The 22,767-nt window shown below is 43.3% G+C and carries 26 protein-coding genes; 15 read left to right on the top strand and 11 right to left on the bottom strand.

Translation table 11 applies throughout. The features are described from left to right. Nucleotides 1-112 precede the first annotated feature (112 nt). From VME0621_RS17425 to VME0621_RS17410, 4 genes are all read left to right on the top strand, one after another. Complete coding sequence (locus VME0621_RS17425; protein ID WP_006070591.1) at nt 113-1,006, top strand: DMT family transporter; 894 nt, start codon at nt 113-115, stop codon at nt 1,004-1,006. Between the two features lie 147 nt (nt 1,007-1,153). Then, entirely contained in the window at nt 1,154-2,422 is a 1,269-nt protein-coding gene (locus VME0621_RS17420; RefSeq protein WP_062460105.1) for a hypothetical protein, read from the top strand. 68 nt (nt 2,423-2,490) lie between these two features. Continuing rightward, on the top strand, nt 2,491-2,721 hold the full coding sequence (locus VME0621_RS17415; protein ID WP_006070589.1) for a glutaredoxin family protein: 231 nt from the start codon (nt 2,491-2,493) through the stop codon (nt 2,719-2,721). A 48-nt stretch (nt 2,722-2,769) separates the two neighbouring features. Then, the gene (locus VME0621_RS17410) at nt 2,770-3,492 is read left to right on the top strand and encodes a hypothetical protein (protein WP_062460103.1); all 723 of its coding nucleotides are present in this window, start codon (nt 2,770-2,772) and stop codon (nt 3,490-3,492) included. On the opposite strand, the gene VME0621_RS17405 is transcribed toward VME0621_RS17410, so the two are convergent. Then, complete coding sequence (locus VME0621_RS17405; protein WP_062460266.1) at nt 3,476-4,345, bottom strand: LysR family transcriptional regulator; 870 nt, start codon at nt 4,343-4,345, stop codon at nt 3,476-3,478. The two genes, VME0621_RS17410 and VME0621_RS17405, sit on opposite strands and share 17 nt — an antisense overlap. 104 nt (nt 4,346-4,449) lie before the next feature. Here VME0621_RS17405 and VME0621_RS17400 point away from each other — a divergent pair, with 104 nt between their 5' ends. The 4 genes from VME0621_RS17400 to VME0621_RS17390 all read left to right on the top strand — a co-directional run bounded on the left by VME0621_RS17400 (nt 4,450) and on the right by VME0621_RS17390 (nt 7,466). Continuing rightward, a complete protein-coding gene (locus tag VME0621_RS17400) occupies nt 4,450-5,682 on the top strand; it encodes an MFS transporter (protein WP_065311719.1) in 1,233 nt (410 codons plus the stop codon). A gap of 456 nt (nt 5,683-6,138) precedes the next feature. Further along, a complete protein-coding gene (locus VME0621_RS17395; RefSeq protein ID WP_062460099.1) occupies nt 6,139-6,558 on the top strand; it encodes a hypothetical protein in 420 nt (139 codons plus the stop codon). Between the two features lie 140 nt (nt 6,559-6,698). Then, nucleotides 6,699-6,944, top strand: a complete 246-nt coding sequence (locus VME0621_RS26675) for a hypothetical protein (RefSeq protein WP_106008732.1) — start codon at nt 6,699-6,701, stop codon at nt 6,942-6,944. Between the two features lie 330 nt (nt 6,945-7,274). Further along, the gene (locus VME0621_RS17390; RefSeq protein WP_006070584.1) at nt 7,275-7,466 is read left to right on the top strand and encodes a hypothetical protein; all 192 of its coding nucleotides are present in this window, start codon (nt 7,275-7,277) and stop codon (nt 7,464-7,466) included. Between the two features lie 78 nt (nt 7,467-7,544). On the opposite strand, the gene VME0621_RS17385 is transcribed toward VME0621_RS17390, so the two are convergent. Then, nucleotides 7,545-7,985 carry an ester cyclase gene (locus VME0621_RS17385; RefSeq protein ID WP_062460097.1) on the bottom strand — a complete coding sequence of 147 codons (441 nt, stop codon included), beginning with the start codon at nt 7,983-7,985 and terminating at the stop codon, nt 7,545-7,547. A gap of 117 nt (nt 7,986-8,102) precedes the next feature. On the opposite strand from VME0621_RS17385, the gene VME0621_RS17380 reads away from it, so the two are divergent. The 7 genes from VME0621_RS17380 to VME0621_RS17355 all read left to right on the top strand — a co-directional run bounded on the left by VME0621_RS17380 (nt 8,103) and on the right by VME0621_RS17355 (nt 13,617). Continuing rightward, nucleotides 8,103-8,993 (top strand): LysR family transcriptional regulator, encoded by an 891-nt coding sequence (locus tag VME0621_RS17380; protein ID WP_062460095.1) that lies wholly within the window; start codon nt 8,103-8,105, stop codon nt 8,991-8,993. A 172-nt stretch (nt 8,994-9,165) separates the two neighbouring features. After that, nucleotides 9,166-9,741, top strand: a complete 576-nt coding sequence (locus VME0621_RS17375) for a DUF1415 domain-containing protein (protein WP_062460093.1) — start codon at nt 9,166-9,168, stop codon at nt 9,739-9,741. 107 nt (nt 9,742-9,848) lie between these two features. Beyond that, entirely contained in the window at nt 9,849-9,977 is a 129-nt protein-coding gene (locus VME0621_RS27005) for a hypothetical protein (protein ID WP_256200718.1), read from the top strand. 148 nt (nt 9,978-10,125) lie between these two features. Further along, nucleotides 10,126-10,389 carry a hypothetical protein gene (locus VME0621_RS17370; RefSeq protein WP_062460092.1) on the top strand — a complete coding sequence of 88 codons (264 nt, stop codon included), beginning with the start codon at nt 10,126-10,128 and terminating at the stop codon, nt 10,387-10,389. Nucleotides 10,390-10,811: 422 nt separating this feature from the next. Then, a complete protein-coding gene (locus tag VME0621_RS17365; protein ID WP_062460090.1) occupies nt 10,812-11,384 on the top strand; it encodes a nucleoside triphosphate pyrophosphohydrolase family protein in 573 nt (190 codons plus the stop codon). Between the two features lie 523 nt (nt 11,385-11,907). Then, entirely contained in the window at nt 11,908-13,395 is a 1,488-nt protein-coding gene (locus VME0621_RS17360) for a SulP family inorganic anion transporter (RefSeq protein WP_062460088.1), read from the top strand. Between the two features lie 21 nt (nt 13,396-13,416). After that, nucleotides 13,417-13,617 carry a hypothetical protein gene (locus VME0621_RS17355; protein ID WP_062460086.1) on the top strand — a complete coding sequence of 67 codons (201 nt, stop codon included), beginning with the start codon at nt 13,417-13,419 and terminating at the stop codon, nt 13,615-13,617. Nucleotides 13,618-13,732: 115 nt separating this feature from the next. On the opposite strand, the gene btuD is transcribed toward VME0621_RS17355, so the two are convergent. The 9 genes from btuD to VME0621_RS17310 all read right to left on the bottom strand — a co-directional run bounded on the left by btuD (nt 13,733) and on the right by VME0621_RS17310 (nt 22,410). Beyond that, nucleotides 13,733-14,491: a vitamin B12 ABC transporter ATP-binding protein BtuD gene (gene btuD / locus VME0621_RS17350; RefSeq protein WP_062460084.1), complete on the bottom strand. Its 759-nt coding sequence runs from the start codon at nt 14,489-14,491 to the stop codon at nt 13,733-13,735. After that, complete coding sequence (btuC, locus tag VME0621_RS17345) at nt 14,475-15,473, bottom strand: vitamin B12 ABC transporter permease BtuC (protein WP_006070574.1); 999 nt, start codon at nt 15,471-15,473, stop codon at nt 14,475-14,477. The genes btuD and btuC overlap by 17 nt, the downstream gene beginning before the upstream one ends. 45 nt (nt 15,474-15,518) lie before the next feature. Beyond that, a complete protein-coding gene (locus VME0621_RS17340; protein WP_062460082.1) occupies nt 15,519-16,547 on the bottom strand; it encodes a succinylglutamate desuccinylase in 1,029 nt (342 codons plus the stop codon). 187 nt (nt 16,548-16,734) lie between these two features. After that, nucleotides 16,735-18,534, bottom strand: coding sequence for a M3 family oligoendopeptidase (locus tag VME0621_RS17335; RefSeq protein ID WP_062460080.1), 1,800 nt, complete (start codon nt 18,532-18,534; stop codon nt 16,735-16,737). Between the two features lie 112 nt (nt 18,535-18,646). Continuing rightward, entirely contained in the window at nt 18,647-19,273 is a 627-nt protein-coding gene (locus tag VME0621_RS17330; RefSeq protein WP_062460079.1) for a histidine phosphatase family protein, read from the bottom strand. Between the two features lie 28 nt (nt 19,274-19,301). Next, complete coding sequence (gene cobU, locus VME0621_RS17325; RefSeq protein ID WP_062460077.1) at nt 19,302-19,838, bottom strand: bifunctional adenosylcobinamide kinase/adenosylcobinamide-phosphate guanylyltransferase; 537 nt, start codon at nt 19,836-19,838, stop codon at nt 19,302-19,304. A 9-nt stretch (nt 19,839-19,847) separates the two neighbouring features. Next, entirely contained in the window at nt 19,848-20,636 is a 789-nt protein-coding gene (locus VME0621_RS17320; RefSeq protein WP_062460075.1) for an adenosylcobinamide-GDP ribazoletransferase, read from the bottom strand. Next, a complete protein-coding gene (gene cobT / locus VME0621_RS17315; RefSeq protein ID WP_062460073.1) occupies nt 20,633-21,661 on the bottom strand; it encodes a nicotinate-nucleotide--dimethylbenzimidazole phosphoribosyltransferase in 1,029 nt (342 codons plus the stop codon). The genes VME0621_RS17320 and cobT overlap by 4 nt, the downstream gene beginning before the upstream one ends. A 458-nt stretch (nt 21,662-22,119) precedes the next feature. Next, complete coding sequence (locus tag VME0621_RS17310; protein ID WP_062460071.1) at nt 22,120-22,410, bottom strand: hypothetical protein; 291 nt, start codon at nt 22,408-22,410, stop codon at nt 22,120-22,122. Nucleotides 22,411-22,767: the final 357 nt, after the last annotated feature.

Raw genomic sequence — 22,767 nt, 5'->3', positions numbered from 1 at the left:
ATTCATCCACTGGTTAATCGTCAAGAAAAATTAGTTTAACATAAAGATACTTTACAGGCAGCCAATTTGTCGTTAGAGTGTGCGCAAATATCTTAACGTAAAGATAAATTAGATGAACATACTTTTGGCAATGATCCCCGCCTTTTTCTGGGGTACAACTTATGCCGTAACCAAATTTACGCTACCAGACTGGCCGCCGATTTTGTTAGGGGCTCTGCGAGCGCTACCAGCAGGTTTATTACTACTGCTGGTTAAGCCGACTTTACCTAAAAAAGGTGAATGGCAAGTATTACTAACACTTGGTCTTATCAACATCGCCACCTTCTTTGGTTTGATATTTGTGATGGCGCAAACCTTGCCGTCTGCCATTTCTGGCGTAGGTATGGTTTCGGTGCCTGTTTTCGCAATGTTATATCAATGGCTGGTAAAAAAACACCGTCCGAGCTGGTCACAAGCATTAAGTGGTCTAGCACTGGTATCACTGGCATTTTTCTTGTTTTCGCCAGGTTCGATCAGCCTTAACCCAATAGGTTTAGGCGCAATGCTTGCAGCGATTATGTGTATTGTCGCGGGTAGTAGTATCACTAAGTCATTGGGCACTAGAATTCACTGGTGGACAATATTAACTTGGCAGCTAATCTTAGGCGGCGCAATCTTAGCGATTGCTTCTGGCTTTCACGCCGCAATTGCACCGGAAACTTATGTCTCGGTCATCGAGAACTTTGATGGTCGAAACCTGTTTGGTTTAAGTTGGGTCGTTGGTCTCAATACCGCACTAAGTTACGGCATGTACGTATGGCTGTTACAGCGGATGACAGTAGTAGATTTCACTTTCGGTGGTATCGCAAACCCAATAGCAGGCATTGTGTGTGGTCTAATGCTACTCGGTGAGTCGTTCACTCATAGTCAATACCTTCTGATGATGGGCATGATCATTACCTCACTGATTCCACAAATGATCATGGCAGTAAAACAGCATCGTGTAACGCGACTAGCCAACCGATAGTCTTCATTGCACTGCCCGATTTATTGGTTTTCAGGCAGTGCAACTTTCCCTACCTCTCTTCTTAAAACTCCAATAAAAGCAATTTATTAGCGAACCCATCAATTATTGACTATGTTGTAAGTTACCTTTGACAACTTGAGAACACGCATGGTCGCAAAAAACCTCAGTCCTATCGGCAACGCACAAAAACTAGAAGCCACGGATGCTTATCACGCTGGCGTTTATGTCCTAGCCAAACTCGAGTTTAGAGACGTCGAAAGTGTCGGGTTAGAAGATACAAATTTCCTCGAACGCAAAATCAAAGGCTTGTTAAGTACTGTTGAAGTATCAGCTAATGCAGCCCCTGGAGAAGAAGGCGACAAGTATAAGCTACAGCGAGTCACTTACTATGACAAAGCAAAAACAACGCTATCCTCTCTTAGTAAATCCAAAAAGAAATCCAAGAGCGACACACCAAAAGTGAAAGAGCACAAAACTATCCTGCAGAAAATAAAAGAAATTCTGAAGAAGATGTGCGATAAAATCCAAGATATTCTGTTCGGTCCCGCTGGTGATATGCTACTCAAGCGCTTTTGTAGCTGGCTAGTCGAGAAAGTCGCAAAGAATTTATTCAACTTAATCAAAAAGCACTCAAGTGAATCCAAAATCGCTGGGGTCGTCAAGGGGGTCACAAAAGCGGTTACTCAAACCGCTGATATGATCTATAACTGGCGTCTTGGCTGCGGAGTGACATTGTTGAAGTCTCCTGCCCAAGACATCTGCTCGGCACTTACCAAAGCACAAGGCCAACGTATTGTTGAAGGCATTGGCGAGTCAGTGGGGTCGGCTGCAATTATTGGAGCACAGATTGCGTCAGCGTCAGTAAATCCTGCTGGTCCCAAGTTTGTCGGTGCATTAGCCGGAATTTTGTCGAAGATATTTGGCGAAATCATTAAGTTCTTTGAGATGAGAAGAATCAAAACCGCTCTGACCGATGCTAAGACCATGTGGAAGGATATTCAAACTCGACGACAGCACTTAGCTACACAAAACCTTTCCTCACAAGAGTGGGTAAAAGGAGCGCAAAGTGGTGAATATCACATCATTCCAGTATGGCTTAGAGCCTCCCTTCTCTCCTCGCCAATCCTTGCTTCGATCCTAATGGCTAGTGGATATCTGTCTCACCCCTACCGGTTTGTACAGATGATCTCGCCTCTAGATAGTGTCATGCTTCAATCGGACTTTAACAAAAGCCGCCGATATATCGATAGGCTGAAAAAGGACGCCGGACTCAATATCAGAGTTATCAAAAAATCACGGGGCTTTGTCTTTACCAGCCAGGATCCTGCCGTGTCAGCGATGTTGTTAGGTGCGCTTAAAGGAAGCGATGCACATTTAACTACGTACGATAAGTTTAAGAACTGGATGTTTGCGTAACGGTCGAACTTTACAAACCAACGAAGAACCGTACTATAGGCGGCTGTTTTTACCAAAAGAGAATCCTTGTGAAACGATTAGTACTGTATGTCTCAGACAAATGCCCTCACTGTAAAGATGCTCAGCGTTATTTGGACAGCAAGGGTTATAAATACCGCCTGACCAATGCAAAGATGCAGCGTGGTCGCAAAGAGTTAGATGCGATTGGAGCTCGTTCTCTTCCTGTACTGAAAATTGGTGACCAATATATGGTTGGTTGGAACCCAAAGAATTTCGAACGTATGTACAAAAGCAATTAATGTATCATTTCCTATACTGCCTCTATCAATGTCGGGAGGCAGTATAGTATGAACAATTGGTGGGTATTTTTAATTGGATTCGTTACCGCTTTCAGTTATGGGGACAGTCTAGAAGTCTTGGATGAAGCGAGGATCATCAATCAACGACTGTATTTAGTTCATATTGGCAGTCAGCCTTCGCCGATACACACTTGTTTCGCCACCCAAATTGCCAACCAAACGTTAATCACACCGGCTCATTGTATCTACGATTATACCTCTCGCAGCTTCTATCCACTCAGAGATATTCGGCTAACCGCGCTATTTGGCCAAGATGAACGTTATGACTTTGCTCACGCGACTTCAGTAAAGACCGACCACCAGAACGTCGAAAAGATGACGGCGCGAGATGACTGGGCCATTCTGGAAGTCGGTTCTCAGTTAGGCTGTCACCAGGATATCGCTGCTCTTGTCGACACCTCTGCCATTCAGTGGGAAAACGAGCCGATTCAATTATTGGTTTATGATCAAGCTCGTGCAGCACTTGCCATTGAAACCTGTTTTGTTGACTCGTCTATTCTGAGCGACATGACCATAAGTCAATGCAGTGATATGACTCAGGTGTTTTCTGGCACACCTATTTATGTCCAAATAGGTACGAATATGGCTTTGATTGGTATGGTAACCATTAGACAACAAGACATAAGCCATTCGGTTTATTCCGCAACGTCTATCGGACAAGTGCTCACTCGGCTACCTGCATCTAGCACTTGCATCAAAGATGCTTCTTAACAAAGTCTATAAAAGTCCTATCAGCGCGCGATAAATACCCATCTTTACGCCACGCCAGAGCAAGGTCAACGAATACTGGCGGATCAAACGACAACCCCTTAAGTTCTGGTTCGTGCCCAGTGACTAATTCTAATAATGCCGTAATAGCAAACTCACGTTTTACTATAGATAAAATCATTGGGAGAAGATTAGTTTCAAACGAAAACTTAGCTTCGATATTGCGGCGTTCACACTCCTCATCAATAAAGTCGCGGTGGAAATATCCGGGTTTAAACATCACCAGTTCTTCATCGAAAAACTCGTCAAAATCTAATGATTGTTTATTTGCAAATGGGTGGTTTTGACTGACTACTGCGACCATTTCAGAGCGAAAGATTTGGTCGACTTCTAAATCATCGGGCACGTCCGTATTGCGAATTACACCTAGGTCTATATCCCCATGGAGTAACATCTTTCTGATGTCTTGTGTCCCTGCCTCGATGACCGTCATCTTGAGATTGGGATAGGCACTCTTAAATGCCATGACTATTTCTGGAAAAAAATAGGACCCCATCATACTTGGTGTCCCCAAACGAACTTCGCCCTTTAATAACCCTTTCATCTCATCAATGGCTAGGCTGGCATCATCAATTTGGCGCAGAACCTTCTGAGCGTGAGGCAATAACACTCGACCTTCCTGTGTCAACATAACTTGTTTATCGACGCGAGAAAAAAGCTGTACACCGAGCTGCTGCTCAAACTTCTTGATAGAAATGCTCAGTGCTGGCTGAGCAATGGCCACCGCTTGGGCTGCTCGGGTAAAGTTTTGGTGTTCTGCGACGGCAAGAAAGTGCTTTAGTTGTTTAATATCCATATTAATAAAATATATCGAAGTTATAGCTTTAATATATTTCATTAATCCAAATTGGAGTGCTAACTTGGTCACATAAGCATCGTTTAGTTATAGAGAATCAGGTTGTGATAGAGCTGCATACGAAACAATACCAACAGATAACTTGGGCATTAGCCCTCGGCTCCTTTTTGGTGTTTTGTAATCTATATATCTTCCAACCAATCCTACCGCAGCTCGCTATACACTTTTCAGTCTCAGAAACTGAAATAAACTGGGTGTTCGCTGCTTCAACGCTAGGTCTGTCAGTATGTTTAGTGCCTTGGGCTATTACTTCAGAGAGCTTGGGCCGACGGTTCGTAATGCTCGCAGGTTTATTTGCGATTCCTGTTATCGGTTATCTGATGTTGTTAACCGAAAACTTATCAACACTCGTGTTTCTGCGAGCTTGTATGGGAGTATCCTTAGCAGCATTTGCCTCAGTAGCCGTCGCTTATATGGTAGAGGAGTTATCCAGCGAAGCTTTTACGCGAGCTATCGGCGGCTATATCGCCGCCAACTCACTAGGTGGTATTGCCGGGCGTGTGGCTGGCGGAATACTCACAGGTTACTTTGATTGGCATACCGCGGTGCTAATTATCTCCAGTTTTACATTAGTTTGCGTCATCATTGTCGCCTTGCTATTACCGAAGCAGCAACATTTCAAACCGACGCGTGGCCTTTTCTTTCACCACAACCGAGCCCTGTTAACTCATCTTTCTACACCGATAGTTTGGCTTTCTACACCGATAGTTTGGGTTGCAATGATCATCGGCGGTATTAACTTTGCGCTCTTCGTTAATCTCTACTCTGTGATGGGGTTTAGATTGGTGGCGGATCCACATAATTTACCAGTCACGTTATCTGCGCTGATATTCCTTTGCTATCTAGCAGGAACGGTTTCTTCAAAATGGACCGGCAAATGGCGCGCTCATTTCTCGCCAATTATTGGAATGGTGCTAGGCACTACTCTAAGTTTACTCGGTATGCTAGTCGCAATAATAGAGAGCATTCCTGCTATGTTGGTTGGACTGCTTCTCATTAGCGGCGGCGCGTTTTTTACACATACATTGGCGTACGCATGGGTAAGTCAAAAAGCGACCACCGCCAAAGCCACGGCTACCGCACTTTATCTTGTGCATTATTACGTAGGCGGAAGTATTGGTGGTTTCTTCTTACTGTACTGTTGGCAACACGGTAAATGGACTTCTGTGGTTGAAGGTGGATTAGTCTTATACATCGCCCTGTTTGCATTATGTTGGAAACTTGCCAAGCTAGAGCGAGCAGAGCAAACTACGGTACTTGTCGCAGACTCTCGTTAAATCCTCTACTAAACTTTCCCTTACCGTTGAGCACCTACTAACCAACGGTAATCAATATTAATGTAAGTAACAAATAACGTTAATAACTTTTCTCGTTACAAACCTTAACTAATTGTTTAAGGTTTATTTACTTTGTGGCTATCCAACAACTCACAGAGTTATTAACGAACTACACCGTTAATATTAATGCTAACATTCTACACGAATCCGTGTATTAGCCCTCTAACAAACTTCCATGAAAAATTGTTAGAGGGCTCTTTTTAAAATGCAAAACCACAAGACCGATTAATTAAATATCATGTATAACAAGGACCATAAAAACTGTTCTCCACATAAGTTAAAAGTCGTTTAATAATATAATCACAATAACAGTAAAAGCACTTAATTAATCAACAAACCATGTCAGCCTGTATAATCAAAATTAACATAAAACAAAGATTTTATGAGAGGTAAACAATGGGACGCGCAACTGCACAACGCAAACCTTTCCAAATTCTAACCAACCCTGATATAGAGAACTTATTGGGCGAGAACGCCTCACCTCTTTTCCCCGACGGGACGCTATTCATAAACAGAAAAGTGAGTAAAGTGTATTGGTGTGTCGTATCTAACGGTGATTTGATGTCGTTTGGAGGGCATGTGGGACGGAGTAAGAAAGCCTCGTCGCATAAGCTGTTGACAAGGTTAAGTGGTGATTTTATTGGTGGTTGGTTCATGTGTCATGACATTAAGGTCATCTATACCGGGAATGTCTCTCAACACCAATCTATCACTGAGATAATTAAACATCGCAAGGTCTTTCGCAAAATGCGAGCCCCAGTAATGGAACCGACTATAAGAACCTTGAAAGATGTTAAATGTGCAAAAGACCTATGAACATCAATAATAAAGAAACCAAACATGACCAATAACAATATTCAAGTATTCTCTTTTTTCTCGTTATGCTTAGTTAACAATTGGCTAATGCGAGATCTACTATCTTACTTTTCTCTCAAAAGCACATTTAGGTATTAGCTATGAACACACTAACAATAAACGAACTATATGACCGTTTGAAAGAAAAGAAGGTTGAGTCTGTCTGTTCTCAATGTGGCTCTGAATATTGGCGAACACCAAAGTTCAATAGTCGCTATTCCAATATTTCGGCTCTACCAGATACTATCTATACGGTGACGATGGGCAACATTGAATATGTACATCTCTGTTGCGATAAATGCGGTTTCACTCGTTTTTTCTCAAAAGCGCTACTTTTTAGTCAGTAGCGGCATAAGAAGATGGATAAAGAAACGCTCGCTCTCATCCTACTTTTATTTTCTGCCTGCGCTGTCGCAACGACAACGTATTACTTGCTCAATGCTTGTTGATATGGCGCGTATAGTTAAGTTTTTAGACCACCCGCTCACAAAGACCCTACTCAAGGTCTGCACTACTGACTGTGTTGAGCGTCTGGCCATTGCGATGATGTGGCTCTGCTTTCTTCTTTTGATAGCTCCAGCGTTTCTCACTCTCATGGAATTACTCACTTAAGGATTTTTTGTTTTTAAGCGATTACAAGTGTCAATCAAACAAAGACAAACAAGGAGGAAGTACCTATGAAAAAACTGCTATTTCTAGCGCTATCACTAGCTGCTCCGCTAGCCTTCGCTTACACAGTCAAGTACGACTATGAGTTTAAGAATGGTGATCATCGTATTTGCCATTACGATGACAACGGTCGTGACTACGTCGTTGAAGTCCCACTGGCGAAGTCTTGTCCTGCGGAGGTAGAAAGAAAATCCGATTAACGATAAAAGCCATCTTATACAAGATGGCTTTCTACTTTGTTGACTCAAAGAAATACTTCGAATTCTATGCTGTAAGTGTTAATTACGCTCTTTGGTGATATCTAGGTGTAAGCCCAATTGGTTAGCCATACTAAGTTCGTTTCGTTCAACAATCTCTTCGATTATTTTGCCTTCATTATTGAAACGGAAATAGGTAAGGCTAGTCCATGTCACATCTTTTCCTGACACATCAAAACCCATCCACGTGTTTGAATTTTCAGCCTTATGCGTTAACGCCACGACTATTTCGCCCTCAGTCTCGATGACTCTTTGAAACGTTGTTTTCACACTTTCGTACCGTTCAGTAACGCAAGATTTGAGCTTAGCTTCAAATTCTTCAAGCCCCCGTAATGTTGTTCCGCAATCCGGTCTATGGATCAAGGCATCAGCCGCAAAATATTCACCCACACGCTCTGTTGCCTTTCCATCAACACAAAATTCAAAATAGTCTTTAATTGTTTGAACTTGTTTACTTGTCATCTTTACTCTCCTTTATTTTACCTTTGTTTTTATTGTTATTTTATTAACATCGATAGATTTGAATAGACTTTAAAAGGTGGATAGGATGTCAACAATTAGTACACAATAAGAAGAATCATGAATCTACTTACACTTATGCGCTCGTTTATCAGTACCGTTGAAGAAGGCAGCTTCACTGGTGCTTCAAAGCAATTAGGCGTATCCAAATCACTGGTTAGCAGGAACATTCGAGATCTAGAAAATCATCTAGGTACGCGGTTAATGAATCGTTCAACGAAAACACTGTCTTTAACTGATGCAGGTAAACACTACTACCTTGAGTCAAATATTTTAGTGACTAAGTTGGATACGCTGAACGACAGCATTAGGCACGATAGCGTTGCAATGTCGGGTACGCTGAACGTTCTCGCACCGAATGGTCTTACCGAGATCATGTTAATGCCATTCATCTGCGAATTTTGTACTAGGTATCCAGAAGTTAAAGTTAACCTACTCCTTGATGACGGAGTAAACGACATATCTTCGCAAGGCTATGACGTCGCCATCCGCTCAGGTAACTTAGTCAAACAAGACCTAGATCTTGTTGCTACGAAACTCACTGAAAACCAATGCATTGTCTGCGTGTCACCACAATATTTGCAAAATCATGAGCCGATTCTACATCCAACAGACTTATTGTCTCATCGGGTAGTTGAAGACCCAAATCTTAAAAACTATTCTCTATGGCGTTTTCGCAAGGGCGTGGAAGAGCACGATATTGAGGTTTCGCCTTCGATCTCGGTCAATAGTGTTCAAGCCATTAAAGCGGCACTACTCAACCACTTTGGTGTCGCTATGCTCCCAAGACAGTTGGCTAAAAAAGAAATCAGTGATGGCAAACTCATCGAAGTGCTCAGCCACTACCAATTACAAAACCGGGCAGTGTACGCACTCTATCGAGAACGAGTTAATACACCTCGAAAAGTCAGAACGTTTATTGAGGAACTTAGAGCTTTCTTAAAGCATTGACTATGATTGACAGTGATCCAAAAGAGTTTCAAATCCGCCTCAACTGCATTAGCATGTGGCGAACTGACGCTTTAACCAAATAGATGCGAGCATCATCTAACTTCAGCTGTAGGATTCTTGATGTCTCGGCTTAAGCAACTGAATAGCAACAATGTGTTGATTACGAATATATATGAAAGAAATTAGACCCTTACGTGAAGAAGTAGTAAAGATCGAGCAGCAAGTTCAACAGTGGTTGAAAGATGTGGTTATTGGTTTAAACCTTTGCCCTTTTGCCGCTAAACCTGAAAGAAACAAGCAAATCAAAACCTTTGTTAGTCTGGCCGATAATGAAGAAGGTCTTTTAGAAGATATTCTGGGCGAACTGATGTTATTGGAGCAAACCGAAGTGAGTGATCTCGAGACCACGTTGGTTGTAGTTCCGAATATGCTTGAAGACTTTATGGACTATAACTTCTTTATTGATTGGGTCGAAGCACTTATCAAACAAAATGATTGGGAAGGTATTTACCAAGTCGCGACATTCCACCCAGATTACTGCTTTGGTGGTGCAGAGCCAGAAGACCCAGAAAATCTGACCAATCGTTCTCCCTACCCTATCTTCCACCTTATTCGAGAAGAAAGTATGGAGCGAGTGCTAAAGCACTACCCGAATCCGGAAGCGATCCCAGATAATAATATTGATCGCGTCAGCGCCCTAAATGAATCGGAAAGAAAACAATTGTTCCCATATCTATTTGGTCACTGATCAAATTCAAGCTCTGCTCAAGTCAACCTTACATTGCGATTTTAGTCATATCGAAACCGTTAACTCAGTGGTAGTTTCACCTTAATTGATTTGATGAGACTACTACCATGAAACCTTGGATTAAATTTATCCCTTTGATTCTGCTTGTCACCTATTTTGTGACCTACGACATCATGGATCAAATGGGACATGACAACGCAGCCCAAACTACGGCTCAAGTAGAGTCAACGAAGTGATTAGTCTGCCCACTATGCTGTTAGTTTAGTGGGCGAACTTTTCCACGTATAAATGCCATACAATTCTGACAAGTCTTTGCTTTGTAGTATTCATGCCTACTGATACACTACAGCCATCCTTAAGACTCTATTCATTCAGCATTTTAATATGAGTTTATCTCTAACTATCTACAATACTGTTGGAGAAACAGGCATCGAACTTGCCACTTTTTCTAACGCTTGCTCCGAGAGTATTCTCGCCCAATGGAATGCCATATCAACAGCAAACCAAGTCACGCCTCACTACCTCGTGCTTTTAGATGACAAAGATCATTTGAATAGTAAGTTTATTACTCAAAGAGAGGTGTATCAGTTACTAGAACTGTGGGGCAACTTCGATGACTTCTATACGGAACTGCCTAGTGGCAGATGACATTTTCAACGCAAACCTGTTGTGTCTAGGTAACACCCGTTTTACTGCTCTATTGCGTACAAAATGTTAAAAGGCCACCTCGAAAGGTGGCCTTTAAGTACGACGACTCGGGACCCTAATTCCGAAACGACGTTTTCCAAAAAGTACGTGTACTTTCTGAAACTGTAGACCAACCCGTTCTCGTATACATGACACCGATTAGTCGAAATTCACAGCTTGTTTTGGAGGTCGAAATAATTCTAATAACAATCATGATCTTATTCAATCTTACAGTGATTAGATCGTGAACAAAGTGTACACACAAATTAGCAATAGTGATAAATCAATCACACTTATATCTACAAGACGCATATATCGCATTGCTAGCGAAAAGCCATGGTGTTTGATAGGATCGTAAAACCTATACCAAAAGACAGAAATCGATGAAATTAACCAAACTTACCCAAGAGATTTTCGATCACCTTTATCGTGATATCACTGAGTTCCGTACTACATTTGACCTACCAGTAAATGACCCTAATTCTCTAGATGATGCAGCGGATACTTTGCATAGCTCTCTTGCTATCGAAGAAATGACTGAGTTGGCGGAAGCTGACAGCAAAGTCGAACAAGCGGACGCGATCATCGATTCTGTTTATGTCTTAATGGGTCGCTTAGTGCACCTTGGCGACAGCAAAGTAGAAGATAACGTGGCTATCAGTTACCTTATTGAGCTTCTACTGCATGTAGCAGCCAACCGCGATATCGACTTCATCAAATGCTGGGATGAAATCCACTCTAGTAACATGAGCAAAGTATGCCGCAACGAGCAAGAGTATGCGGAAACTGAAGCGCACTACGCGAAGCAAGGCATTGCCCTAATGGCCGTTCAAAAAGGCGAATACATCATCGCAAAATGTGCTGAAGATTTCGTTTCTGAAGCAAAAACAATTCGTAAAGGCAAAGTACTTAAATCCGTCTATTACCGCCCAGCAGATCTAACTCCTTTGGTATAGACCGAGCGACTTGCTTTAAAATGGCTATCCTTGTGATAGCCATTTTTGTTTCCCTTAGAATCATTCACTCCTTCGCTTTATTTCTACCTATCAAAACTGCAAGTTATGATTGAGCATCTATGCACATAACGAGATGAGCGTACAATGCCAGCCATTCGATACCAAGGCAAAAAACCTAATGCAAGTTTATAAAAACTGGCGCTAGTTTAATACCTTAGTGCTATCGAATAACTCTTGTCGGCGCTCTCCCAAGCGTCACAGCTATACGCAGACTGATTGAGGCATCTTTGCCTTCTTGAGGTCAACACAGCATTGGTCACGGCATGTAAGTAATTACACGATTACTCACTGCGATTAGGTATCGTCCCAGATATCTGGTTGTGACTACAAAATCCCAAAAATGAACGCTCGGCGACAGCCGAAACAAAAAGAACTTAGGTTCTAAACGACAAATTCGTACTTGCGCTCGCGCGAAACGAAGTTGGCTTTTTACAATTTGATAATTAGGACAGAACTCATTTATATGGCAGTTTTTAGTAAAGAAGAGTGGTTTAGTAACATCAGCAACGATCTCTTAGCAGGTATTGTTGTTGCCCTAGCATTGATTCCAGAGGCTATTGCCTTTTCGATTATTGCAGGATTAGATCCTAAAGTAGGCTTGTATGCCTCGTTTAGTATCTGTGTCGTCATTGCTTTTACTGGCGCAAGACCTGGCATGGTCTCAGCGGCTACTGGAGCCATGGCTTTATTGATGACCTCTTTGGTTAAAAACCACGGATTGGATTACCTTTTGGCAGCAACCCTGTTAACCGGAGTGATTCAATATGTAATCGGTTGGCTTAAACTGGGCAATCTGATGCGATTTATCGCCAAATCGATCATTACTGGGTTTATCAATGCGCTAGCCATTTTGATCTTCATGGCACAATTGCCTGAGTTGACCGATGTGACATGGCACGTGTACGCACTAACACTAGCAGGATTAGGCATCATTTATTTGCTTCCTTTAATCCCTAAAATTGGCAAGGCGTTACCCTCTCCTTTAGTGTGTATTGTCGCGATTACCCTAATCAGTACCTACCTGGGTTTTGACGTCAGAACCGTTGGTGATATGGGTGAACTGCCTAATACTTTACCAGTCTTCCTTTTACCTGATATTCCATTCAATTTAGAAACGCTGCAAATCATCTTCCCTTATTCACTTGCCTTAGCAGTTGTTGGCGTGTTGGAGTCACTAATGACGGCGACCATCATTGATGATTACACCGATTCAACCAGTGATAAGAACAAAGAGTGCAAAGGTCAAGGTGTTGCTAATATTGTTGCAGGATTACTGGGCGGCATGGCTGGTTGTGCCATGATTGGTCAGTCTATGGTTAACATGAAATCAGGAGGAAGAACTCGACTGTCCACCTTATTTGCCGGCGTAGCATTGCTGGTAATGGTAGTTTTTCTTGGCGACTTCTTAAAGCAAATCCCAATGGCTGCACTTGTCGCTGTGATGATTATGGTTTCCATCTCCACCTTCTCTTGGAAATCGCTGGTCGAGATAAAACATCACCCACTCCAATCCAATGTCATCATGCTAGCAACGGTGGTATCCGTGGTTATGACACATAATCTCGCCATCGGCGTGCTAGTTGGCGTACTTTTGGCTTCCGTATTTTACGCCAATGCCAGTATCTCTATCATGGATGTGGTCGACGAAGTTATTGTTGATGGGGAGCATATTACTCATAAGGTTCATGGGCAGATTTTCTTTGCATCAGCCTACGACTTCGTTGATATGTTTAGTTATGACAATGAGCACCCTGTGGTCACAATCGATTTATCAGATGCTCACTTTTGGGATATTACCGCGGTTGATGCCTTAGATAGAGTGGTTTTACGTTTTTCCAAACTTGGTAATCAAGTTGAAGTCATCGGGATGAATCCTCAAACCGAAGCTCTGGTCAAAAAATACGGTAAATATGACAACCCTAACTTCTTAACTATGACATTCGGTCACTAATCACCAATAGGAGAACCAACAATGAGCTTACGTTATGACGAAGAACTCGCTGCCTATTTTGGTGATGAAGATATGAAGTTAGATCGGCTTTTGTATCTACTGGAGCAAACGCGGAGATATGAATCAAGATTATACTGGATGAAATTGAAAGTGATGATTATTGGGATCGCAATTCCATCCATTTTGTCTGTTATTGCGATTTTCGTGGCTCTCAACCACTAATGTTAATCCTTCAGTTCAATCATTAAGCTAAGCATAGGTTAGCTGAACAAAGCTAACCTATTACGACGATGAGGCTGTTTGTCCAAATGCCCTGGTCATTCCATTAACGGCATCATTAATCTTCAAAAATAAGATAGGCTCTGCCGTTATGTTCGAGCTTTTGCACATTGGTCCTGTAAACCGAGTTGATGTTCTCAACTGTCAGAACATGCTGGCTACTCCCTACCGCTTCGAGTACACCATTGCTTAATAGCACAACATTGTCCGCCCTTCTCAAAGTCACGTTAAGATCGTGATTCGCCACAACGACAGTTGTACCCTGCCCAGTGACAAGATCTATGAGTCTATGAAGGTATTTTTCCTGGCCAATATCAAGTGGAGCCGCTGGTTCGTCCAGAATTAGATATTTGGCTAATGGGTTGATAGGTTTCCAAACTTGAAGACAACAAGCCGCTAACCGCACTCGCTGCCACTCCCCACCAGATAAATGATGGACGGTACGACTCAACATGGTATCCAGATTAAGCAGTTCGACAATAGATAAAATAGCTCGATTTACCTCTTCGCTGTCATCTCTGCAATTTGCAGGAATGGATAACGAAAGAAACTGGTAAACAGGCATATTGAACGCTGGGCGAGCGGATTGACTGAGATAGGCTCGCGTTAATGCAATATCTGGAAGAGATAAGGTCGACAGCACAGTACCTTCAATAACAATGTCACCTTGGTAGTCAATCACACCAGCCAAAGCTGCTAGTAAAGTGCTTTTGCCACTACCGTTCGGACCAATAACATGCGTTAGTTGTCCCGTTGGGATATCGATCGTCAATGGCAGTAACCTAGTGCCAATAGTTAGGTTATGAACTTGAATCATGACTCTTCACCAGCATCCAAATAAAGATCGGCGCTCCTATTGTCGTGGTCATCACTCCAACGGGTAGCTCAGCAGAATCCAGTACTAGTCGCGCAAGTATGTCAGAGATCACCAACAATGTTGCTCCCGTTACCGCAGACAATGGCAACAAATAACGGTTTTCAGTGCCGAAAGCCAAACGAAGTAGATGCGGGACAACTAATCCAACGAAGCTAATCACACCACCTAAAGCAACCGAGCCACCTACCAACAGCGATACACAAAGGATGAGTTGCCAACGGACGCGGTTTACATCCACACCCAATTGCTTAGCGTGCACTTCGCCTACCATCAACTTATCCAAAACCTTACCTTGAAGGCATAGCCAGATGCCTATTGGAATCATTAACACCGTGAGAACATGCTGATACCAACTTACCCCACCGACGCTTCCCATCAACCAGTACATTAACTGGCGAAGACTAAGCTCGTCACTGAAGTAGAACGCCCAAGTCACCACAGCGCTAGATAGAATTCCAAGTGCGACACCAACTAACAGCAGTCGAGTTGTTGTCAATCTCATGGTTTTGGCCATACTCACCAATATCAAGGTGAAGCCAAGTGCCCCAACCACCCCGGATAACATAAAACCCAGTGGCGTCGCAGCTGCGGGAAAAGCAAACAAAATGATCACCATCCCTAGACTGGCACCGCCTGAAATACCAAGGACACCAGGTTCTGCGAGTACATTACCTAACAACACTTGCAGTGAAGCACCAGAGAGCGCGAGCGCAGCTCCAATGGCAGCGGCAGCAAGCAGTCTTGGTAAACGCAAATCATAGAGAAGACGAGACTCAAGTGCGGTCTGAGGTGAGAACGGATTAATAAAAAGCTCTCCAACCGATAGGTGGAGTAACGCGAAAATAACTAAGACGCCAGTCATCGCAATAATCAATTTGCGCCAGCGTCTTTGGTTTTGATTCAGTAACTGATTGAATTCCATTTGAGAAGCATAACAGCGGCGATGCAGAACGCCACTGTTTTTCGATCAATCGTAGACCAGTTGGTCATCCTCATAGCGGGTTGCCACTTTAACCACCATCAAGGCAGCACGTTGCCCAACCACCACTTTGCGGTTCGGAAAAACAATGGCTTCATGATCGTTCTTTGCCATTAATGGTTTATCACCGTCATGGCCAAAGACTTCACCGTGTTTAAACTCTGTGAAGTTCTCGACATCATCGTCAAACAAGAAGCCAAAATCATCGTGGTGACGAACCACAGTGCGTGACACACGATAAATGACTGGCTGCTTCGCTAAATGCTCTGGTGTTTCTTCAGACAATAGATCTCGAGTAGCAATATCAAACGCAAGCAATTTTTCCAGATCGTTTTCGCCAATTCGCGCTACACGCCCAAGCTCCATTGTTAACGCTTGCGCGCCATAGTTCTCGGCGGAGAACCAACTAAACGTGCTCGACGGCGCATTGGATAACAGCACCGCATCCATATGCGCGCTCGCGACGTAATCAAACAGAGCCTTGCTTCTTACCGCATGTCGAGAGCGAGGGCTAACGACAAAAGAGTAGTGTTTTGATTCACGAATCGCACAGTGCAAATCCAAGTGCCAGCGACTTACCTCTTCTGTTCCTTGATAAAATTTGTCGACTAACAATCTCAAGTGCTTAGCAATCGCCACCTCACGATTTACCGCATGTTCTTTACTACCGAATAATCGATTTAGATTCTCATCAATAAAACGCGTATGTCGGTTGGTAGCCTCTGGATGAGCAATGATAAACAGACAACGAGCATTCAGCTTCAAAAAGCCCGATTCTATGTCTTCCACCATTTTGCTGACCAGTTCCATCGGCGCTGTTTCGTCACCGTGGATGCCACATGAAATTATGATGTGTTTACTGTCTTTATCTAGATGTTTTGGGGTAACTTCTAGTACCCCACGATAACTCAGTTCCATTTTCACTCCATCTGGAGTGTTCAGCGATTTTGCAGTGAACTCAGTTTCGGTTTCCAATGTATCTTTCAGAAATGACTGGCGAAAAAGCGATTTCGTCATGCGCTGCTCCCTATCTAACAGCGGTATGGTAATGAAACATTCAATAAATTTATACGGATATGATCGCGTTTATCGAAGTAAGTCTCGTAACTTTAAGGCAAAACACCTATTTTACCGAAAAATCAATGTTGAGCACTACGCATGTGGTGACATAACTACTCTATCACCACATACGTTTCAGGCTTTCTTAACTTTCTAGGCTATCAAGCAAAGATTCAAATTCATCCACTTTCAACGCCAACTTAGCCATTCCTTCATTCCAAAATGAGGCTTGAGTGAGGTCTTTACCCATGTGCTTCAACACAACCTCTTCAGCTAAATAAGACCCTGTATCTCGTAACAAGGAAACATAGTCAGGGAAGAATGCCTCTCCTTTGGTTGTACGCTGTGCATAAACACCCTGGCTAAATAGATAACCAAATAAATATGGATAGTTGTAGAAACTCAGTTCAGAGATGCTGAAATGCAGCTTGCTCGCCCAGAAATATGGATCGGTTCCTGACATGGAATCACCATACCAATCATTCCATGTTGTCGACATAAGTTCGCACAGTTGCCTAGCGTCCAACTCACTTGTTTCTCGGGCTTCATAGAAGGCTTTTTCAAACTCATAGCGCACTGGAATATTGATGGTCAGAGCGTAGGCAGAAGATAACTCCTCCCACAGCATTTCTAGCTTCTCTTCCGTGGTTTGCGCTTGATCTAACAAGTAATCTCGAACGATATTTTCAGCAAAAATAGAGGCCGTTTCTGCCAAAGTCATCGGGTAATGAGTACGACACAAAGGCAAGTCACGCATCACCCAGTTGTGAAAAGCATGTCCTAGCTCGTGGGCTAACGTTAGCAAATCTGAGCGGCTACCACCCCAAGTCATGAAGACCAATGGCGTGCGTGTCGCAGCAAGCTTGGTACAATACGCACCTAAACGGCGGTTGTTTGACGGCTCCGCATCAATCCAACCATTATCAACCATGGTTTGAACAAACTCCGCCATGGACGGGTCGACCTGTTCGAATGCGGCTTTAATGACAGCGATGCCTTCTTCAAAAGAATAGACTTGTGCTTCGCCACTGTTTAATGGTGGCATCGCAGCAAGGTGGTTCCAAGGTGTCATCGCATCAAGTCCATGAACGCGAGCCATTAATCTTCCCGCTTTCTGACCTATTGCTTTACTCTCATTAGCAGCAGACATCATCGCATCCAGTGTTTCTCGTTGAATACGATTCTCGCGCAAGCTAGAGTCTAAGAAATGTTCTTGCTTCGCTTTTGAACGCTTTTTACCTTCATTGTGTCGCCAACCGGCTAAGGCATTCACGATGGCAGCAAACGACGTTTCATTGGCTTTCATGGCTGATTGAATGCCTTCCCAAGCAGCTTGCTGCTTAGCAAATTCACCACCATACAAGAGACTCGCCGCTGTTGAAAATCCTACGGTTTCAGAGCCGGAATCCGTTTTGATATCAATGGTCAGTGAGCCAGTAATATTATCGTATAACCTGCCCCATGCATCGCGTCCGTCCACTTGCATCGCTGAAAGCAGTTGCTCTTCCTCAATGCTCAGCTGAGTTTCGGCTTTGCGCTGCAATAACTCAATTTGAAAACCTTGCCCGGAGACTGAAGGATTATCATGATTTAAAACTTGTTCTATGAATGACACTTCCGCCAACGCTAGGGTATTTTCATACGGCGTAAACGCCTGCTCCAGCTCTGAGTTGAGCTGAGCAATACGTCCAATTAACTGTTTGGCTTGTGTATTTTTCGCATCTGTAGAGGCATAGCAATTTGCCAAGGTATTTACGGTAGCCAACAAAGTACCAGCCGCCTCCATGGTTTGAATCGCATTTTGCATCGCTGACACGTTTTGACGTTCACCACTATGGCTGTTCAACAATTCAATAGAACGTTGAATCAAAGCAATGTCTTGCTCTACTTTTGGATCATCAAGGTTTTGATAAGCTATTGATAGATCCCAAACGGCTTTGTTCATTGCGATATTTCCTTGTATTAGTGTTTCGCGAAACCTAAACATCATTGATTCCACGAGACCTAGTTAACGGTGCTGACAGCCTTCGAAGAGGCACAGCTACCGTAACTCACTGTTATAACTTAAAAGAATGTAGAGAGGCCCCAACCGTTTTCACTTTTGCATGCGCAGGGAACTCGGAATTAAACTGTAAATGGGTGATAGAGGCATTGCCAATATCAAGCGTTGAGTAGAGCTTTGGATTGGCCCAATCTAAACCAAGAACTTCGGCTAAAATCAATCGAATTACACCACCATGAACAACTACCAATGTTGTTTTATTGGGCTGACTAAGTAACGCAAGAAGGCTGTGCCAACCGTGAAGAACACGAGCTCTAAATTGACTCAGTGACTCGGCTTGTGGAAGAGGATGGTTCACCGGGTCACTCCAAAACGGCTCGACGCTCAACCAATCTTGTTTGCTCATCTTATCAAATGGGACACCATCAAAGGTGCCAAAGTTCATTTCAGCCAATTCATCGACGTGCGCTACATCGATATTCATCGTTTGACTTACCATTTGCGCTAGCGTGGCACAGCGCTTTAAAGGAGAAGAGTAGATGTTTTGAATATCAATTTGTGTGGCGGCCAAAGCTGAGACAATGTCCAGGTTGGTATTCTTAGCAACTTCAACATCGGTTACGCCGTATAAAGCTGGAGGCGCCGATACTTTGCCGTGACGCATCAGTAAAATGTTCTGCATTACCTTCCCTTGTTACTCCGCTCCGCAGTTACTTCAAAACTAACGGTAAACCAGCGGCGACAAACACAACTTTCTCTGCAATCTTTGCGATTTGTTGGTTCATACGCCCGCCATTATCCACAAAAAGGCGAGACACTTCGCCCATAGGCACAACCCCTAAGCCAACCTCGTTCGACACGACAATTACATGCGCATCACATTGTGCTAAGGCCTTGACTAAGGTTTCAATTTCCTTCATTAAACCCAGATCATCACAGTCGTCACCCAAATGGAAAATGTGGTTGTTCAGCCACAACGTGAGGCAGTCAATAAGTACGACATCCGACGATGAGAAGGTCGATAATTGCTTCGCCAGTGTCAATGGGCACTCCCACTCTCGCCAGCCAAGTCCACGTTGGCGACGGTGATGTTCAATACGAGCGCGCATTTCGTTATCAATCGGCTCAGAAGTTGCTACATAATGCTTGGTAAGCCCCTCGCTAGCGTCAATTAATTCCGACACTCTATGTTCTGCAAAGCTTGATTTGCCTGAGCGAGCACCGCCTATTATCAATTCTACTGGCACAGACTTCTCCTATGGCACAGTGTATGCGAGCAAGATAAGGTAAACCGACAGCTCCACAATTTGTTGCGCAGCGCCAAGGCAGTCACCTGTGAATCCACCTAGTCTCGCCATAAGCCAACGCTTAAACCCTATTCGAAACAACAATGCCCAAATCACTAAAGTAATAGTGATTTGCATCCCCCAATAAACCGCAGGAAGCAGAGCACACAAGGCTAGAAAAATAAGCTCTTTTTGTGTTTGTTGATTAGCTAGCGGTTTGCTTTTGCTTCCCTCTGGATCAGACACATACGGCATCGTCGATATCAACGACGCCGCGACGGCACGACTAAAAACATACGCCAGAATAATAGCGGCAATGAACTGGTTGTGGTTAGCAAGCTCTACAAGGGTGACAAACTTTAACAGTAACACCATCACGAGCGTGCTGACGCCATAGGTTCCAAGTCGGCTATCTTTCATGATAAGCAGTCGTTTTTCGACCGTCATTCCACCGCCAATGCCGTCTGCCATATCTGCGAGGCCATCTTCATGAAACGCCCCCGTTAATAGCAAACTAAACACCATTGTTATAACGACGGCGACAGAGACAGGAAGCACAGTACTCACAGCAACAAATACCAGAGCACACAGTACCGCTATCACAAAGCCCACTACCGCAAAATAACGACCGGAGCGATTCATCCGCTCAGTGGAATATGGCGTGCTTTTAGGTATTGGTAAACGTGAAAAAAAACTCAATGCAAGGCAAAACAGTTGCCATTGATAACGCCACCAACTGCGAGAGGTTTCGTTACTCACACTGTTACTCCAGCACTCTCGAAGCTTGCCATTGAGTTATAGAACTCAGCCGCACATTTAATAAGTGGATACGCAAGTGCCGCTCCAGTCCCTTCACCTAATCTTAACGACAAGTCTAGAAGCGGCTTCGCATTAAATTGTTCCAACACATAACGATGCGCTGCTTCTTGAGAGGTATGAGAGAACAGTAAAACATCTTCTACGCTTGGTTCTAACTTAGCGGCGATAAGCGCTGCAACGGAAACGATAAAGCCATCCACCAATACTGGAACGCGTCGTTTTGCTGCTTCTAGAAAACCACCCACCATATGAACAATTTCAAAACCACCCAGCTCGGATAAGATTTCTATAACTGATTTGCTCTGCGCTCTATCGACACCTTGTTGAACTAATGCCATCTTTAATGCAAGTTGCTCGGCATTAATTCCAGTCCCAAGCCCTACACTTTGTGCTACTGGTAGTTCGGTGCTTGCAGAAAGCAACGCTGATGCCGAGCTAGTATTGCCAATACCCATTTCGCCAAACATGAGTATGTTTGCGCCGCTTTCTATCTTTGATGCGACGATATTCCGTCCCGCTTCGATACCTTGTGCAGCTTGTTCTAGTGTCATTGCAGGATGTGTGGAGAAATCATCCGTTCCACATCCTAAACGACTCAAAACTAAGGTAGCTGAACTATCTGGAACTGGCTCAAGCATTCCGCAGTCTACAACGTTGAAAGCTATCGCATTAGCACGGCAGAAACAGTTAATTGCAGCGCCACCGGCAAGAAAGTTCATCACCATTTGCTGAGTTACCGCACTTGGCGCAATGCTCACTCCTCGCTCGGCCACACCATGGTCGCCAGCAAATACGATGACATGCGGATTTGATACATCGATACTATTTGCTACATAACCTAAAGAGAGGCTTTGAATCTTTGCTAACTGGAAAGCGATGCCCTCAAGCTTTCCTAATGCACCTAATGGCTTGGTCTTTTGGTCTATTCGGTTTTGAATAGATTGATCAAATGTATTCGCTAGCATGACGTCCTTTCTTTATGGTTCCACTTACTCTAACTCCCTGCAAAACGGTCAAAATTTGCATTAGAGCTTATGAGCTATACTTAGGGTTCACCTAGTGTACTTATTACGAGATCACAAACCAACTTTAGATCTCACCCAAATCTTGGAAGCATAACGTGAAGGACAGCCTTGTATTGCCAAGATCGTATCAACAAACGTACATTGAGAAGAAGGAATTGAGTTAAATCGGACTAGGTGTTGAAAATAACAGCAAAAACAAAAAAGTGAGGAGGCAATTATGCTTACCAATCAAAGAGCTCCGTCTAAAAAAGGACCGCAAAATAGTAACAAGAAACGTTCTAATGTCCCTTTATCGCTGACGTGACCAAATCACTTAACTGTAAGTAAAATAGTAAAGCCCCCTACAATGCTGTAGAGGGCTTTTTAGTGTCCGTCATTTTAGAGGGAAAGTTGGCTTGCTAAGTGTCAATCGGCTGCTGAAGTTCAGAAAATAGTTGTGCAAGGCCATCGTCTGAGATCACTGGTGTAGTTTTGTGGCAAGTAGAACAATTACTCGGCTTTCCATCGCACATTTGGCGCATCATAATATCGTCTAAATTGCGCGTACCTTGCTTACAATCATGCTCAATCGTTTTAAATACGTGACATTTATCTGAGTTAGGTATATCGACTAACCCAACTATAGAAACTCCTTGCATCCGCGCAAGCACAAGAAGCTCTTCTATCTTCTGTTTTAATTCTTGATTCATATTATTATCCCGACTCTGGCGGTCTTTACCTGTCTATTTATACTAAAGTCTAATGTACTTATTAAATCCGACAACCTTTAACACTTAAATTGATACATTTGTCATATTTCTAAACTATCGTTCTATTTTTATAAAACGCATCACAAATGGCAGCGCTTTGTAACATGCTGGTAAATATATAGCTTACCGGAATATAAAATGGGTTAAATATCACACAATTGAGCCGCTATTTGTAATACGATGCATCATACTAACTCCTACCCAAAAAGTAGGCTTATTGCACTGAAAAGTTCTCACACGATCGAGCATTAATCTACAAAACAATCAATAATAAAGAATTTTCACACCATGAAGAGT

The sequence above is a fragment of the Vibrio mediterranei genome (assembly GCF_900088415.1).
Classification (GTDB): domain Bacteria; phylum Pseudomonadota; class Gammaproteobacteria; order Enterobacterales; family Vibrionaceae; genus Vibrio; species Vibrio mediterranei.
Note: the sequence above shows the minus strand (reverse complement) of the source record. Positions and strands in the feature narration are given on the sequence as shown.

Excerpts from the sequence above, each read along its gene's own strand:
- VME0621_RS17425 (WP_006070591.1), top strand. The coding sequence starts at position 113 with ATGAACATACTTTTGGCAATGATCCCCGCCTTTTTCTGGGGTACAACT.
- VME0621_RS17420 (WP_062460105.1), top strand. The coding sequence starts at position 1,154 with ATGGTCGCAAAAAACCTCAGTCCTATCGGCAACGCACAAAAACTAGAA.
- VME0621_RS17410 (WP_062460103.1), top strand. The coding sequence starts at position 2,770 with ATGAACAATTGGTGGGTATTTTTAATTGGATTCGTTACCGCTTTCAGT.
- VME0621_RS17405 (WP_062460266.1), bottom strand. The coding sequence starts at position 4,345 with ATGGATATTAAACAACTAAAGCACTTTCTTGCCGTCGCAGAACACCAA.
- VME0621_RS17395 (WP_062460099.1), top strand. The coding sequence starts at position 6,139 with ATGGGACGCGCAACTGCACAACGCAAACCTTTCCAAATTCTAACCAAC.
- VME0621_RS26675 (WP_106008732.1), top strand. The coding sequence starts at position 6,699 with ATGAACACACTAACAATAAACGAACTATATGACCGTTTGAAAGAAAAG.
- VME0621_RS17390 (WP_006070584.1), top strand. The coding sequence starts at position 7,275 with ATGAAAAAACTGCTATTTCTAGCGCTATCACTAGCTGCTCCGCTAGCC.
- VME0621_RS17385 (WP_062460097.1), bottom strand. The coding sequence starts at position 7,985 with ATGACAAGTAAACAAGTTCAAACAATTAAAGACTATTTTGAATTTTGT.
- VME0621_RS17380 (WP_062460095.1), top strand. The coding sequence starts at position 8,103 with ATGAATCTACTTACACTTATGCGCTCGTTTATCAGTACCGTTGAAGAA.
- VME0621_RS17375 (WP_062460093.1), top strand. The coding sequence starts at position 9,166 with ATGAAAGAAATTAGACCCTTACGTGAAGAAGTAGTAAAGATCGAGCAG.
- VME0621_RS27005 (WP_256200718.1), top strand. The coding sequence starts at position 9,849 with ATGAAACCTTGGATTAAATTTATCCCTTTGATTCTGCTTGTCACCTAT.
- VME0621_RS17370 (WP_062460092.1), top strand. The coding sequence starts at position 10,126 with ATGAGTTTATCTCTAACTATCTACAATACTGTTGGAGAAACAGGCATC.
- VME0621_RS17365 (WP_062460090.1), top strand. The coding sequence starts at position 10,812 with ATGAAATTAACCAAACTTACCCAAGAGATTTTCGATCACCTTTATCGT.
- VME0621_RS17360 (WP_062460088.1), top strand. The coding sequence starts at position 11,908 with ATGGCAGTTTTTAGTAAAGAAGAGTGGTTTAGTAACATCAGCAACGAT.
- VME0621_RS17355 (WP_062460086.1), top strand. The coding sequence starts at position 13,417 with ATGAGCTTACGTTATGACGAAGAACTCGCTGCCTATTTTGGTGATGAA.
- btuD (WP_062460084.1), bottom strand. The coding sequence starts at position 14,491 with ATGATTCAAGTTCATAACCTAACTATTGGCACTAGGTTACTGCCATTG.
- btuC (WP_006070574.1), bottom strand. The coding sequence starts at position 15,473 with ATGGAATTCAATCAGTTACTGAATCAAAACCAAAGACGCTGGCGCAAA.
- VME0621_RS17340 (WP_062460082.1), bottom strand. The coding sequence starts at position 16,547 with ATGACGAAATCGCTTTTTCGCCAGTCATTTCTGAAAGATACATTGGAA.
- VME0621_RS17335 (WP_062460080.1), bottom strand. The coding sequence starts at position 18,534 with ATGAACAAAGCCGTTTGGGATCTATCAATAGCTTATCAAAACCTTGAT.
- VME0621_RS17330 (WP_062460079.1), bottom strand. The coding sequence starts at position 19,273 with ATGCAGAACATTTTACTGATGCGTCACGGCAAAGTATCGGCGCCTCCA.
- cobT (WP_062460073.1), bottom strand. The coding sequence starts at position 21,661 with ATGCTAGCGAATACATTTGATCAATCTATTCAAAACCGAATAGACCAA.
- VME0621_RS17310 (WP_062460071.1), bottom strand. The coding sequence starts at position 22,410 with ATGAATCAAGAATTAAAACAGAAGATAGAAGAGCTTCTTGTGCTTGCG.